Source organism: Micromonospora sp. NPDC047134, assembly GCF_040643455.1.
Lineage (GTDB): Bacteria > Actinomycetota > Actinomycetes > Mycobacteriales > Micromonosporaceae > Micromonospora.
In genome coordinates, this window is the sequence record NZ_JBEYUI010000001.1 from 597,271 (window position 1) to 611,712 (window position 14,442).

A 14,442-nucleotide genomic window follows, 5' to 3' on the forward strand; every position below is an offset into this window, starting at 1 on the left:
ACGCCCGGCGGCGTGCCCGACCGGGGCCGGCGTACGTCGACAGGCGACAGGTGTTCGGGTCGACGGACGGCAGGCGCCACCCCCGATTCTCCCTAGCGTTGGCCACGCAGCAGCTCGATGTGCCCGGCAGGGCACCGGAACGCGGGGAGGATGCGGTGCGCGGCAAACTCATCTGGTCGGCCCTCGTCGGCCTGACCTGGGCGGCCATGATGTCGTTCGGCGGGGTGGCGGCCGAGACGGTGATGCTCTACCCGAACGTCTTCCACGACCCACCGGCCTCCCTGGACCGGGCCCGCGAGTTCCTCGCCGTCAGTGGCCCCAGCGACTACTTTCCCCCGCTGGGCGCCTCCGTGGTGCTGCTGAGCGTCGCCGCCACGGTGCTCACCTGGCGTCAGCGAGGTCTACGGTGGTGGATAGTCGCCGCGACCGTGGTCTTCGTCGCCTGCGAGTTCCTGTTCTCGGTGGTCTTCTTCTGGCCCCGCAACGAGATCATGTTCGTCGACCCGGCCGGCACCCACTCACCGGAGTACCTGCGCCAGGTCGCCGACGAGTTCGTCGCCGGGCACCGGGTACGGCTCGCCGGTGGGGCGGTGACCGCCGCACTGTCCTTCGCCGCCCTGCTGCGCTGGGCCCGTACCGGTCAACGCCCCTTGGTCGACACCGATGCCCGCAGCTGACCCGGCGGGTGACCGGGCTGGTCCGGCGAGGACAATTGGTGGCGGCGTTCAGCGAGCGAGGGCGGGCAAGGGTGGCGGGGATGACGGTGGCGAGTGGGTTGCGGGCCGACTGTGCCCGCTGCTTCGGGCTCTGCTGCGTCGCCCCGGCCTTCGCCGCGTCGGCCGACTTCGCGGTCGACAAACCCGCCGGGCAGCCGTGCCGCAACCTGGACGCCGACTTCGGCTGCGGCATCCACCCCCAGCTACGCGAGCGCGGCTTCGCCGGGTGCACCGTCTTCGACTGCTTCGGCGCCGGTCAGCGGGTGGCCCAGCAGACCTACGGCGGACGGGACTGGCGTTCCGCACCGGAGCAGGCCGCCCAGATGTTCGACGTCTTCGCGGTGATGCGGTCCCTGCACGAACTGCTGTGGTACCTGACCGAGGCACTGCGGTTGGGGCCACCGGCCGAACTGGCCGCACAGTTGTCCGCCGCACAGGCCGAGACCGACGCCCTGGCCGCCGGCAGCCCGCAGGACCTGCTGGCCCTCGACCTCGACGAGCACCGCGCGAAGCTCAACGTGCTGTTGTCGCGTACCGCCGAACTGGCCCGCGTCCGCGGCGGTGCCGACCATCGGGGTGCCGTGCTGGTCGGCCGGGACCTGCGCCGGGTGGACCTGCGGGGGGCCAACCTGCGCGGCGCGACCCTGATCGGGGCGGACCTGCGCGGTGCGGACCTGGCCCGAGCCGACCTGACCGGCGCCGATCTGCGCGGGGCGGACCTGCGGGGCGCGGACCTGTCCGAGGCTCTGTTCCTGCACCAGGCCCAGGTCGACGCGGCCCGCGGTGACCGGCAGACCCGGCTACCGGCCGGGCTGGACCGGCCCGCCCACTGGTCGGCCCTGCCGTTGACCCCCCGCCGCACCCGGCGACGCTGACCCTGCCTTCTTGCGCTGGCTGCGGCCAGTGTCGACCGGCAGCGCGACAAGCCTGCTAGGGGCGGCGGGTCACACCCGGGCGGCCCGGGCCTCGGTCATCCCCTGGTTGGCCAGGGCGTCCGCCCGCTCGTTCTCCGGATGCCCGTTGTGGCCCTTGACCCACAGCCAGGTGACCCGGTGCCGGGAGCAGGCCGCCTCCAACTGCTGCCACAGGTCGGCGTTCTTCACCGGCTGCTTGCCCGCCGTCAGCCAGCCGTTGCGCTTCCAGGAGGCCAGCCAACTGGTGATGCCGTTACGCACGTACGTGCTGTCGGTGTGCAACTCGACCGTGACCGGCCGAGTCAGGCTCTCCAGGGCCTTGATGGCGGCGGTCAGCTCCATCCGGTTGTTCGTGGTCGGGGCGGCCTCCCCGCCGCAGATCTCCCGCTCGTGGGTGCCGTAGCGCAGCACCGCGCCCCAGCCACCCGGGCCGGGATTGCCGCTGCACGCGCCGTCGGTCCAGATCTGCACGACCCGGCCGGTCCCCTCGTCCGCCATGACGCCCAACCTACCGAAGCCGCCCGCGCCGACGAACGACCGGCCGCGCGGGTCAGCGAACCGGCGAACCCCGCTCGCCCTCACCGGCGGCCTCCTCCGCCGACCGGCCCGGTGGAGGGTCGGATCCGACGACCGGCGGCGGCACCGTCCAGGCCGGTCGAGGCGACCGTACGATCCGCTGGCCCAGCCGGTCGCCGGCATCGCCCACGGTGGCGGTCAGCATCGGCAGCAGCCGGGTCGACCGCATCACCGCCAGATCCTCGGCCACTGTGGTGTCCCCGTCGAGGAACCGCAGCACCCGCGAGGCCGGATTGCGGTCGAACAGTCGACCGAAGAACTCCGGCCCGTCGACCAGGTCACGGTCCAGGGCCCGCAGCGCCACCGCGTCCATCCAACGATGCCGAAGGGGGTACGCCGGGGCCGGAACCGGTGGCCGCCCGGCGGCCAGTGCCCGGGCCACCTGGTCGGCCTGCCGGTACATGGCCGCGAAGGTGAACCCGGTGGACGGGCGGGTGGCGCCCCCGGCGGTGCCCAGGCGCACCACCCGAGGCGAGGGCCGGGCGACGAAGGGTCCGTCGGTCATCGGGATGACCCCGTTCTCCACCTCCGCGACCGTGAACCGGGCCGGGTCCAGACCGAGCAGGTCGCAGTAGCCGGCCAGGGCCCGGTCGTAGGCCGCCCCGGTGAGCAGGTGCGGGGAGAACTCGGTGTACTCGACCAGGGCGTACCGGTCGCTGACCGGCAGCACGTACCCGAAGGACACCCCCCGGGTCGGCTGCGGGGTACGGAAGTCCATCAGCACGGCCCGGGCCGGGTCGAAGGTCGGCCGGTCGGTCTCCAGCCACCAGCCCCGGAAATGCTGCAACCAGTTCGTCCGCCCGGGTCGCTCCGGAGGCCGGGGCCGGGAGTCCAGCACCCAACCGGCACGCAACACCGGCCGATCCGCGTCGCCGCCCACCAGCACCCCGTCGCCGTGGTCGGACAAGGTGTCGGCACTGGCGAGCACCCGGGTGACCCTCAGGCGCCGTTCGGCCTCGGCAGCCCGGTCGTAGATCGGGGCGGACCGCAGCATCGCGTACCGCAGCGGGGCCACGTCCAGGGTGCGGTGCGTCTGGGCGGTGACCACCTCGACCCGCGACCAACTGGCGCTGAGCAACTCGTCCAGGTCGTTGCCCGGCCGGTCCCAGAAAGCCCAGGTCCGGTCCTGGCCGCGCCGATGGACCGGATCGACGACCGCGACCCGCAGATCCTGCACCCCATGCCGGGCCAGGGCGGCCAACACGAGCGACGCGGCGCCACCTCCACCGACCAGGGCGAGATCAACCTCATCCAACCGGCCCACCTCCCCCACCCACGCTTCCACACCCCCACCGAGGTGCAAGGAAGGGCCCCCGGTTAACGCCTGCGGTAGGGAAAGGGTCCCTTGTTAACACTTCACCGCTGCAGCTATCCGCTGGCCCGAGGTGTTGCAGAACCGGCCCGCGCGGCGGCTTCGTGGATATCGGCGGGCTCTGTGAATGTCGGCGGGATCGATGGCGTCGGCGGGGTGTAGACGGCCGTTGGCCGGCGCCCGGGGTTCGGGTGCCGGCCAACGGTTTCCTGCTCCCCCTGTGGAGGAATGTCTGTCGGGTCAGCTGTTCCAGTGCTGGGCTACCAGGTCAGCGGCCTGCTGCTCCCACTGGGCGTAGTGGTCCGGATACGCCGACACCTGCACGGTCTGCGCGGCCTTGGTCAACGGCATGTCCCGCCAACCATCAACCTGCTTCAAACCCTTCAGGAACGCGGTCGTGGAGTACTCCGGATCGGTGATCTGCTCCACCGTGCCCCAACCACTGGACGGACGCTGCTGGAACAAACCCTGCGAATCATGATCGTTGCGGTCACCCAGATGACCCAGGTTCTCCAACTTCGACTCCTGCAACGCCGTCGCGATCGACACCACCGCGGCACGCTCGTCCATACCGTTCTTCTTCGTGGCCGCGATGATCGCCTTCGTGTTCGCGACCTGCTCAGCGTCCAGATCGATGCGAGACTGCCTGCCCTGCACACCATGCGGAATCAACTTGCCCGTGTCCGGCTTGTCAGCCTGCACCGCGGCCACCGGACTCGACTTCACCGGAGTGGCGTCCGCCTGAGCAGCCACCGGGCCGGCGAAGACACCACCGGCGAGGGCCACACCAGCAATACCGAGCACACTGTTACGGAAGATCGAAGTCATGACCAAGCTCCATTCGGGGGTAGACACACACCACGAAAGGGGGATCGGGTGCGTGCAAACGCCATCAGGCGCTGAAAGAACAAGGGGAAAGAATCACCGGCTGACACACGAGACCGGGGCACTTCACGCACGAGACCCCGGGGGGCCTTCACGAGGGCGGGGCCCTTCACGGACCTAAGGGCCCTCGCACGAGGCATTGGCCCTTCGCGGCGCCGGGACCATGTCCAACGACCGGCCGCCCGCCACCATTCCCGCCGGGCCAGACACTCACGGAGCCATCTGCCCAGCTCAGGCGGCCTACATCGGCCGGTCAGGGATGTCCAACCACCCGCCAGCCGCCACCATTCCCGCAGGCCGGGGGGCGGGGCCCGGTCGGTTCGAATCGGGGTCCGGTCGGTTAGACCTGTGAGGCCGAGGCCGGTTGGCCCGTCCTACTCGATTCGTCGGTGGGCACAACGCCCCCGGCCCGTCGTGGATTCCGCCGCAGGCGGGCCGATCCGACCGCAGAACCGGACATCGGGGCGGTCAGCGGGCAGACGATACGAGCCCGCAGGCCCGGCGACCCATGCCAGGCGGCCAGGATCCTCCTCCGGGCGCGGATCGACGGTGGCTGGGCGGACGCCCCGTGCAGCGACGGGACGGCAACTGGCCCACGCCGTTACGCCGAAACGGCGGGGTCCGTGTCGCTGGGAAACCGCCATCTCGGCGTAACGGAGTCGATCAAGGCGTCAACCGGGCGGAGGGCGGGACGGGGACGCGCGGCGGCTCTGCCGACAGAGGCGAGAGGCGGCGATGTTCTGGCCGAGTCAGAGGGCCGGGGCCAATAGTGTTGGTGAAAGCGGAGGTGGCCCCCCGAACAGCGTCTCGTGCAGGCAGCGGACGAAAGTGAGGGAAGAGGCGGATGAAGGCGACCACAGTCCTCGTACCGGCAGCGGTTGGTCTAGCGCTCGGGGCCCTGATCCTGCCGGGTGCCGCGCTGGCCGACACCACCGTGTCGCCGGCGACCACCCCGGTCGGTGGCACCGCCGTGCTCACCGCGACGACCTGCGGCCCGAATTCCGGTGACGCGCTCTTTCATGTCACCGGCCCCGATCGTGACCAGAATGTCCGGTCCACCACCGCCAGGGCAGGCGGCGGGTTGAGCGCGGACCTGTTCACGGCCGGTTTCACAGTGGGTACGTACACCGTGGCGGCCACCTGCGGCGACGGTACGCCGGGCGGCAGGGCAACCTTCACGGTGACCCCGATCGGCGGCGCGCAGGCCGGGGGTCGGGCCGACGACGGCGGGGTGGGCATCCTGGCGGCCGGTGCCACCTTGTTGCTCACCTCGCTCGGCGGGGCGGTCATCCTGGCCCGACGCCGTCGTCACGCGGCCGAGGCCGCGACCCTCTAGGCGCCGGGATCCCCGACGGAGACCAGGCCGGTGGGGTGCAGGGGTGTACCCCGGCGGATCCGGGTTCGGCGGGCCCGGCGAGGATGGGGCCATGGCCCGACGTGACAGCAGATCAGCGCCCCGACCCGATCCGGTGGGAGTGTGCCCGTGTGGGCAGGGTCTGCCGTACGGGGACTGCTGCGGACGACTGCATCGGGGTGCGGCGCAGGCACCGACCGCGGAGGCCCTGATGCGTTCCCGGTACGCCGCCTTCGCCGTCGGTGACCCGGACTACCTGCGGCACAGTTGGCACAGCAGCACCCGGCCGGCGCGGCTGATCCTGGATCCCGGCCAACGGTGGACCGGCCTTGAGATCGTCGGCACCGAGCAGGGCGGCTTGTTCGACAGCACCGGCACGGTCGAGTTCCGCGCCCACTACCGCGACAATGCTGGCGCCGCCACGATGACCGAGCGCAGCCGTTTCGTCCGCGAGGACGGACGCTGGGTCTACCTGGACGTCGACCGGCCCTGACCCCGACCGCCCTCAGGCCGGCAGCCGCGGGAAGGCACCAGGCGCCACCGACCGCCCCCGAGGATCAGCACCGCGATCAGCAGGTACGGCAGGGCGGCCAGGGCGAAGGCCGTGCCGTTGCCGCCCACGGTGGCCAGCACACCGAACCCGATGTACGTGGCGATGGTGATCACTTCGGTGGCCATTCCGGCCAGCGAGGTGACCGTGGCCCGGCGGGTGCCGGTGATCCGGGCCTGCAACCGGGCCTCGGCCAGCACCGAGGCGAGCTGGAATCCGCAGAACGCCCCGGCCAGCAGCAGAAAGCCGGCCGGATGCCGCAGCAACGCCCCGCCGGCCAGGGCCGACGCCGAGGCGGCCAGCAGGACGGCGTACCCCCGGGTGCTCAGCCGTTCGCCGACCGGGGCCAGCAGCCCACCGGCCACCTGGCCGACCGTCAGCAGCAGAAGCAGCAACGGCACAGTGGTCAGGGCGACCCCGGTGTCCCGGGCCAGCAGCGGGGTGTACTCCTCAAGCGCACCCCAGATCGCGGTCACCGCCGCCACCAGCAGCACCCCTAGCCGTACCCCTGGATCCTGTCGGGCCTCGACCAGGCCGCTGCGCAGGCCCTGCCACCAGCCGGGCTCGTCGGCGGACCCGGCCTGTGCCTGTTGCCCGGTCGACGCGGCGGCAAGGTGCCGGTGCTCGGGGAAGCCGACGGCGACGGCGGCGGCCGCCAGGCAGGCCACCACACTGGCCAGGCCGACAGCGGGATAGCCACCCTGCCCGAGTACCGGCCCGGCCAGCAGGATCGAAGCCAGTACGCCGAGGGTGCCGGCCGTGCGGGCCCGGCCGATGACCCGGGCGTAGCGGTCCGCCAGTCCCAGATGGTCGAGTTCGTCGTAGACCAGGGCTTCCAGGGCACCGGAGGCCAGGGCGGCACCGGCTCCCCAGAGGACGAACCCGAACGCGAAGGCCGGATAGGAGGGCAGGGTCGCCCACAGGGCGAACCCGGCGGCGGTGCAGAGCGGCCCCAGGCAGAGCATCAACCGCCGGGAGGTGGCGTCGGCCCACGCGCCGGAGGGCACCTCCAGGAGGATGCCGGCCACCGACCAGATGACGAACAGCGAGGAGATCTGCCCGACGGAGAGCCCGGTGTCGGCGAACAGCAGGGCGTACACCGGGTACAGCAGGACCAGGTCGGTGAGGAACGCGTACGCGTAGAGGGTGGACGCCAGGCGGCGGCCCCCGGCGGTGCTGGGGATCATGAGGCCTTCCGGGTGGGACGGGACGACGGATGGGCGGGTACGGCATCCGTCGGCGGCCCACGGCCTCGATCAGGGCATCAATGTCGCCGGTTCATGGCGGCGATGGTAGTCGGCGGCGCGGCTCGCCGCTGCCCCCTGTGGACACGGGGGCGGGGCCCCACCCGGGGCCCCGCCCTGCGCGTGGGTCTCAGCGGCGGGTCTCGTCGTCCGGCCGGGGCAGGATGATGGTCGACTCGCTGTCGTCGGCGGTGCGCTGGGTCGGCACCTCCGGCGCGGGCGTGGTGACCTGGGTGGCCTCCGGGTCGTCCTGCCGGGGCAGCGGGGTCGTCGGGTCACTGTCGCCGCCCGGGAGGCTGACCACCTGGGTGGCCTCCGGGTCGTCGTAGGCACCGACCTCACCGGCCCGGTCACCACGCGAAGCAGCCGCATCGGTCGGGGACGACGCGGGCGGCGCGCTGAAGGTCGGCTCGGTCGGTACACCGGCGGCCGGGGTGACCGGGTCGGGGTGGACCGGAGCGGCCGGGTCCGGGTGGGCGGAGGTGACCGGGTCGGGGTGGACCGGGTCGGGGTGGACCGGGGCCGCCGACCCGGTGCCGACCGGGGTGGCCGGGGCGGTCGGACGCTGCTCGGCTTCGCGGCGGGTGGCGGAGTAGGCGCGGGCGTGCTCGGCGATGGTGCGCGACTCCTGCTCGGCGCGGGACAGCCAGGACTCCCAGCGGCTCTGCATCGGCCGGACCAGGCCCCCGCCGACCCCGACGACCAGGATCCCGCCGACGGTGGCCAGCACGGCGATCAGCACCGGGGTGGTCACGGCGGTGGCGACACCGATCTGGTTGAGGGCGGCGATGATGCCCAGACCGAGGATGAAGGCGGAGGCGATGGTGGCCAGCAGTCGGCCGTAGGACAGGCCGCCGAGGGCCCCGGAGATGATGTCCCGCACCGCGCTGGCGATCGCGGCGGCGACGACCACGATGACGATCGCGACGAAGGCGCGCGGCAGCCAGGCGATGACCCCGGCGATCAGGTCGGAGATCGGGTTCGGCCCCCAGATGCCGAAGGCCAGGTAGAGGGTGAGCAGCAGCACCCCGTAGTAGGCCAGTCGGGCGACGATGTCGCTGGCGTCGTACCGGGAGTCGGCCAAGGCCCGGCGGATGCCGCCGCGTTCGACGGCCCGGTCGAAGCCGACCCGTTCCAGCAGCCGGTCCACCAGTTTCAGGACCGCCTTGGCGATCAGCCAGCCGGCCACCAGGATCGCCACGAAGGCGACGGCGCGGGGCAGGAAGAGCAGTATCGAGCGGAGGGTGTCCCCCACCGCGTCACCGAAGTTGTCTCGCATCGAAAGGTCCTCCACGGGGGCGGGTGAAACGTCCGGCCCGACCTACCCGGGTGGCTGAGTCAGGAAACGTGGCCGGCCTGAGCTCGGTGGACGTTTGATCCGGCCCGGCGGCGGAAAGTGTGCCGAGATGAGATGGGCCCGCCACGCCGTACCGGCAGCCGTCGCCGCGCTCGCCGCCGTCGCCACCCGTGACCTGCTGCAACGCGAACACGCGTTGCGGCGCAACTTTCCCCTGCTGGGCCGAGCCCGCTACCTGCTCGAATCGATCGGGCCGGAGTTGCGGCAGTACATAGTGGCCGGCAACAACGAGGAGCGGCCCTTCACCCGGGACCAGCGACGCTGGGTGTACGCCTCGGCCAAACAGCAGAACAACTACTTCGGGTTCGGCACCGACAACGACATCGAGTTCACCCCCGGCTATCCGATCATCAAGCACCGGACCTTCGGCCGGGCGGTACCGCCCTCCGCCCCGGCCCTCGGGCACGAGGTACGGCTGCCGTGCGCGAAGGTGCTCGGGGCGGCCCGGGGACGGGCCCGCGCCTTCCGACCGGAGTCCGTGGTGAACCTGTCCGGGATGAGTTTCGGCTCGCTGTCCGGGCCGGCGGTGGAGGCACTGAACCGGGGCGCGGCGCTGGCCGGGTGTCTGCACAACACCGGTGAGGGCGGGCTGTCGCCGTACCACCGGCACGGCGGGGAACTGATCTTCCAGCTCGGTACGGCGTACTTCGGCTGCCGGGACGAGCGGGGCCGCTTCGACCTGGCCCGGCTGAAGGACCTGGTGGCCGAGGCCCCGGTACGGGCGCTGGAGATCAAACTCAGCCAGGGTGCCAAGCCCAGCCTGGGCGGGCTGCTGCCGGGGGCCAAGGTGTCCGCGGAGATCGCCGCCACCCGGGGCGTCCCGGTCGGCCGGGACTGCGTGAGCCCGTCCCGGCATGCCGAGTTCTCCGACTGCGACAGCCTGCTCGACTGGGTGGAGTTGCTGGCCGCCGAGACCGGCCTGCCGGTCGGCATCAAGTCCGCCGTCGGTGACCTGGACTTCTGGACCGAACTGGCCGATCTGATGCGGGACACCGACCGTGGGATCGACTTCGTCACCGTCGACGGCGGCGAGGGCGGCACCGGTGCCGCCCCACTGATCTTCACCGACTCCGTGTCGTTGCCGTTCCAGCAGGGCTTCACCCGGGTCTACGCCACCTTCGCCGAACGTGACCTGCACGAGCAGGTGGTCTTCGTCGGCTCCGGCAAGCTGGGCCTGCCGGACAACGCCACCGTCGCCTTCGCCCTCGGCTGCGACATGGTGGCCGTCGGCCGGGAGGCGATGCTGGCGATCGGCTGCATCCAGGCCCAGAAGTGCCACACCGACACCTGCCCGACCGGGGTGGCCACCCAGAACGCCTGGCTGACCCGGGGCCTGCACCCGGCCTCCAAGGCGGTGCGCGCCGCGCACTACGTCAAGACCCTGCGGCGGGACCTGATGAAGGTGGCCGAGGCCTGCGGTGTCGAACATCCCGCTCTGATCGACACCGATGCCGTGGAGATCCTCGGCGGCCGGACCACCTCCACCCCACTACGGGAGGTGTACGGGTACCGCCCGGGCTGGGGTCTGCCGTCGACCGCCGACCGGGCGGCCATCGCGGAGCTGATGGCGTACGAGGCGCCCCAGGGCGGCAGCGCCACCCCCTCACCGACCGCCCAGCACTGACCGCTACCAGCGGCGCTTGAGGACCACCCCCCGGACCGACCTGGGCGGCCCGGACAGGGCGGAGTCGACCTTCGGCTGCTCGGCGGTGGCGCTGAAGGGGCGCCGGACGCCGATCGCCGCACAGGCCGCGGAGAACACCCCGGTGACCGCACAGAGGAGCCAGACCCCGACCCCGATCCGGTTCCAGGCCAGCAGGCCCACCGCGGGGCCGAGGGCGAATCCCAGGCCGTACATGGTCTGGGCCACCCCGATGTAGCGGCCCTTGACCGGGGCGGGTGCGGTCGCCGCGTGGGCGAACATGGTCGGCCCGCTGATCATCATGCCGGCGACCAGGGCGAAGGTGCAGATGCCTACCAGGGTCAGCGACCCGCCGGGCAGGCCGTACCCGGCGATCCCCCCGGCGAACAGCAGGGTGCCCAGGCCGCCGGCGATCCCCGGTGGCCAGCGCCGCACCACCGTGGTGACCTTCAGCTCGCAGGTGATCAGGATGACCGAGGCCAGGGTGAGCACGGCGCTGTAGATGACGGCGGGATGACCGGCCGCCGCCAGGCTCAGCGGCAGTACGGCGGTGAACTGGGCGTAGATCATCGAGCTGAGCAGCATCGCCGCCAGGTAGACCAGGAACCGGGTGTCACGCAGCATGGTCAGGTACCCGGCCGCCGGGGCGCTAGCGCCCTCAGCCGAGTCCGGCCGCTCTGCGGGGCGGCTCCGACCGGGCAGCAGGGTGATGGCCAGTACGGCGTACGCCAGGGCGGTGAGGGAGTTGATCCAGAACAGCAGGTGCCAGTTGACCGCGATCGCCGCTGCGGCCAGCAGCGGACTCACCGCCGTTCCGGCGTTCATCGCGATCCGCATCATCGAGAAGGCCATCACCCGGTGCTGCTCGGGCATCAGGTCGCTGAGCATCGCGGCGGCGGCCGGCCGGTAGGCGAGGGTGGCCATCCCGGCCAGCGCGGTGACCGTCAACAGCGCCGGATAGCGGCCCGGCGTACTCACCCAGGGCATGAGCCCGATCAGCAGGGCGGAGCCGACCATGGTCACGGCGATGGTGGCGCGGCTGCCGAGGCGATGGGTCAGCTCACCCCCGAGCACCGTGCCGGCCACCGCCCCGATGCCGAAGACACTCAGGCTCAGACCGGCCTGATTGACGGACAGGCCACGATGCACCAGGTAGAGCACGAGGAACATCTGGACGAAGGCGCCTAGCTGGTTGACGAAGACGCCCGCCAGCAGATACCGGACCGAGCGGGGGGTGGCCCGGAAGGACTCGATCACCCCGGGTGCCGTACCGGTCATGCCGGCCTCCTGTAGCCGTACACAGTGGATGGATGTGGGAGGGCGGTCGGGCTCAGCAGGTCGCCTCCTCGATGGCGGAGGTGCCGGCGCTGGCGCGCGGCGCGAATCGCTCCCACTCCTCGTGCAGCCGGATGCGCCCGTCGGCGAGGATCTCCGGCCGGCTGACGCTGCGGCCGGAGATCACCTCCCCGCCCTGAAGGACCATGCTGTACGAGAAGGCCAGGGTGCCGTCCTCGGCGCACCGGCCGACCAGGGAGCCACGGCGTACCTCGCCACCGGCGACCTCCGCCCAGACCAGGTCGCCCTGCTGGTGGTAGACCGCCGTCGGCGCGCCGCTGTCGGTGACCTCCTCGGGTCTGCGGAAGCGCCGACCGTCGTAGCTGATGCGGGGGTTGGTGGCCATGCCGTTCCTCCTTCGGGTGACCTGCTGTGGGGCTCTGCGGCAGCCGCTGTCAGGAACCGATGCTCTGGTCGAACCGGAACAGGTCGTCCGGGTCGTGGCGGCGCTTCACCTCGACCAGCCGCGGATAGTTGACTCCGTAGTAGGCCGTCTGCCAGTCCCGCAGATCGGGGTCGGTGAAGTTCTGGTACGCGGCATGGGGCAGGTGCCCGCCGGTGGCCGCGTACGTCTCCGCCAGCCACCGCTGGTTGGCGGCGACCTGATCGGGGGGGTCCTGTCCGGTCCAGGAGGTGTCCATACAGACCAGGAAGAGGGCGTCGCGGTGGACGAAGGCCGTGTCCGTGGCGGGGATCCGGTTCATCGCCCCGCCCCACGAGAACAGCCCCACCCCGGCACCGTCCGGGTTGCCGCTGCCCGGCCAGTCCCGTAGCCGGGACACCAGGATCTCCAGCACCTGCGCGGACAGCGGTTCGCCGGTCACCCGGGTACGCGCGGCGAACCGGTCGGCCGAGGTGTCGTGCCGGAGGAACTCGTCGCCCGCCCAGTAGTCCATCTCGGCGATGTGGCATCGGTCCGGGGTCGCCACCTCCAGGGCCGGCGCCAGGAGCTGCCGCAGCTCGTCGGCCGGGCCCAGGAACATGCCCACCGCGGAAACTCTGAGGTTCTGCCCGGCCTGGCCGGGTTCCGAGCCGCTGGTGTCCAGGCCCAGCCGGGTGGAGAACTCCTCCGGGGCCTGCGCGACGATCCGTTGCAGCACGGTGAGCAGCTCGATCGGGTCGGACGCCGACCAGACCAGGGCGAACACGGAGACGTCCCGGACCTCCCGCGCCTGGAAGGTGAAGGAGGTGTTGATCCCGAAGTTGCCGCCGCCACCGCCACGACAGGCCCAGAACAGGTCGGCGTTCTCGGTCGCGTCGCACCTGAGGACCTCGCCCTGCGCGGTGACCACGGTCGTCTCGACCAGGGAGTCACAGGTCAGGCCGAAGGCCCGGGAGACCGCGGCCACTCCCCCGCCCAGGGTCAGCCCGCCGATGCCGACCGTAGGGCTGTTGCCGGCCGGAAAGGCCACCTGATGCTGTTGCAGCACCGGGTACAGATCCGCCATGGTCGTGCCGCCGCCTACCGTCACCAGACCGGTCGTGGCCTGCACGGTGACCGTGTTCAGTGCCGACAGGTCGATCACCAGGCCCTCGTTGACCGAATAGCCCGCGTAGCTGTGGCCGGAGGATCGGGCCACCACCGGCAGGCTCATCTCCCCGGCCCACCGCAGGCAGTGTCGGATGTCCTGTACGGTCCGCACGGAGGCCACCGCGGCCGGGCGGACATCGGCGTAGCGCTTGTTGAACAGGCTCCGCTTGGTCTCGTACGGTGCCTGGTTCGGCAGCCAGAGCCGACCGGTCAGTTCCTCGGCCAGTCGGCGCCAACTGCGCTCGGCGATCGGGGCGGCGGTCACTGGTCTCGCTCCTCTCCGGTGGCCAGCGAGGCGGCCCGGTCGACCAGACCGGCGAACTCGCGGGCGTGGCTGACATGCGCCGCGTGACCGGCCCCGGCGATGCTGACGAACTCACCCCGGGGGATGAGCACGGCGATCCGGTGGGCCACCTCGCGGTGGTGGGGCAGGGAGCGGGTGCCGGCGGCGACCACCACCGGTACGGACAGCTCCGCCGGCTCGAAGGCCACCTCGTCCTGGCTGGGGTCACCCATCTCCACCAGCAGGGTCGGTCCCTGCCGCTGGAGGTCGGCCCGCGACTGCGGGCTCAACCGGGCCCAGCCCGCCTCACCGAGGATGTGCCGCAGCACGGACTGCACTGCCTCGGCAGGATCGGTGCTGCCGCTGCCGCCGGCCTCGACCTCGGGCTGCCACCAGGGCAGCCAACGGATCGGTGGTTCGAAGGCCACGACGGCCGCCGGCAGATCCGGCCGCTGGGCCGCCGCGCAGAGGGCGACGAGACCACCGTAGGAGTGGCCGGCGACGACCGCACCCGGCATCTCGGTGAGGATCTCGCAGAGGTCCTCGACATGGTGCCGCAGGGTGGTGTGCTCGTCGCCGAGGTCGCGGGAGCCGGCCCAGCCCCGCCGGTCCCAGCCGACCACCCGCCAGTGGGGCAGGTGACGGGCCACCGTACGGAAGTTCGCCGCCCGATCCAGGGTGCCGTGCACCAGCACCACCGTCCCGGTGGTGTCGGTGTTCGGCGGCTCGTGCAGGGTCACCAA

General features: G+C 71.9%; 13 protein-coding genes and 1 pseudogene. 5 read left to right on the forward strand and 9 right to left on the reverse strand.

Annotation, left to right across the window (positions count from 1 at the left end):
- Positions 1–98 precede the first annotated feature (98 nt).
- Both ABZ795_RS02620 and ABZ795_RS02625 read left to right on the forward strand, forming a co-directional pair.
- Positions 99–677: a DUF1772 domain-containing protein gene (locus ABZ795_RS02620; RefSeq protein WP_357528213.1), complete on the forward strand. Its 579-nt coding sequence runs from the start codon at positions 99–101 to the stop codon at positions 675–677.
- 80 nt (positions 678–757) lie between these two features.
- A complete protein-coding gene (locus tag ABZ795_RS02625) occupies positions 758–1,591 on the forward strand; it encodes a pentapeptide repeat-containing protein (protein WP_357528215.1) in 834 nt (277 codons plus the stop codon).
- A 69-nt stretch (positions 1,592–1,660) separates the two neighbouring features.
- Here ABZ795_RS02625 and rnhA read toward each other — a convergent pair whose 3' ends face one another.
- The 3 genes from rnhA to ABZ795_RS02640 all read right to left on the reverse strand — a co-directional run bounded on the left by rnhA (position 1,661) and on the right by ABZ795_RS02640 (position 4,346).
- Positions 1,661–2,128, reverse strand: coding sequence for a ribonuclease HI (gene rnhA / locus ABZ795_RS02630; protein ID WP_327025852.1), 468 nt, complete (start codon positions 2,126–2,128; stop codon positions 1,661–1,663).
- A gap of 52 nt (positions 2,129–2,180) precedes the next feature.
- Positions 2,181–3,470 carry a lycopene cyclase family protein gene (locus tag ABZ795_RS02635; RefSeq protein ID WP_357528334.1) on the reverse strand — a complete coding sequence of 430 codons (1,290 nt, stop codon included), beginning with the start codon at positions 3,468–3,470 and terminating at the stop codon, positions 2,181–2,183.
- Between the two features lie 288 nt (positions 3,471–3,758).
- A complete protein-coding gene (locus ABZ795_RS02640) occupies positions 3,759–4,346 on the reverse strand; it encodes a hypothetical protein (RefSeq protein WP_357528217.1) in 588 nt (195 codons plus the stop codon).
- Positions 4,347–5,247: 901 nt separating this feature from the next.
- On the opposite strand from ABZ795_RS02640, the gene ABZ795_RS02645 reads away from it, so the two are divergent.
- A complete protein-coding gene (locus tag ABZ795_RS02645; RefSeq protein ID WP_327025849.1) occupies positions 5,248–5,739 on the forward strand; it encodes a hypothetical protein in 492 nt (163 codons plus the stop codon).
- A gap of 91 nt (positions 5,740–5,830) precedes the next feature.
- Positions 5,831–6,250, forward strand: coding sequence for a YchJ family protein (locus tag ABZ795_RS02650; RefSeq protein ID WP_327025848.1), 420 nt, complete (start codon positions 5,831–5,833; stop codon positions 6,248–6,250).
- Here the strand turns inward: ABZ795_RS02650 and ABZ795_RS02655 are convergent.
- Positions 6,226–7,494, reverse strand: coding sequence for an MFS transporter (locus ABZ795_RS02655; protein ID WP_357528220.1), 1,269 nt, complete (start codon positions 7,492–7,494; stop codon positions 6,226–6,228). The two genes, ABZ795_RS02650 and ABZ795_RS02655, sit on opposite strands and share 25 nt — an antisense overlap.
- A gap of 619 nt (positions 7,495–8,113) precedes the next feature.
- A pseudogene (locus ABZ795_RS02660) lies at positions 8,114–8,830 on the reverse strand (hypothetical protein); the annotation flags it as partial.
- 127 nt (positions 8,831–8,957) lie between these two features.
- Here ABZ795_RS02660 and ABZ795_RS02665 point away from each other — a divergent pair.
- A complete protein-coding gene (locus ABZ795_RS02665; protein WP_357528222.1) occupies positions 8,958–10,532 on the forward strand; it encodes an FMN-binding glutamate synthase family protein in 1,575 nt (524 codons plus the stop codon).
- A 3-nt stretch (positions 10,533–10,535) separates the two neighbouring features.
- Here ABZ795_RS02665 and ABZ795_RS02670 read toward each other — a convergent pair whose 3' ends face one another.
- The 4 genes from ABZ795_RS02670 to ABZ795_RS02685 are packed head-to-tail and all read right to left on the reverse strand — an operon-like array spanning position 10,536 to position 14,439.
- Positions 10,536–11,828 carry an MFS transporter gene (locus ABZ795_RS02670; RefSeq protein ID WP_357528224.1) on the reverse strand — a complete coding sequence of 431 codons (1,293 nt, stop codon included), beginning with the start codon at positions 11,826–11,828 and terminating at the stop codon, positions 10,536–10,538.
- Between the two features lie 52 nt (positions 11,829–11,880).
- Positions 11,881–12,231: a hypothetical protein gene (locus ABZ795_RS02675; RefSeq protein WP_357528226.1), complete on the reverse strand. Its 351-nt coding sequence runs from the start codon at positions 12,229–12,231 to the stop codon at positions 11,881–11,883.
- A gap of 49 nt (positions 12,232–12,280) precedes the next feature.
- Positions 12,281–13,681 (reverse strand): FAD-binding oxidoreductase, encoded by a 1,401-nt coding sequence (locus ABZ795_RS02680; RefSeq protein WP_357528228.1) that lies wholly within the window; start codon positions 13,679–13,681, stop codon positions 12,281–12,283.
- Entirely contained in the window at positions 13,678–14,439 is a 762-nt protein-coding gene (locus ABZ795_RS02685; protein ID WP_357528230.1) for an alpha/beta hydrolase, read from the reverse strand. The genes ABZ795_RS02680 and ABZ795_RS02685 overlap by 4 nt, the downstream gene beginning before the upstream one ends.
- Between the last annotated feature and the right edge of the window lie 3 nt (positions 14,440–14,442).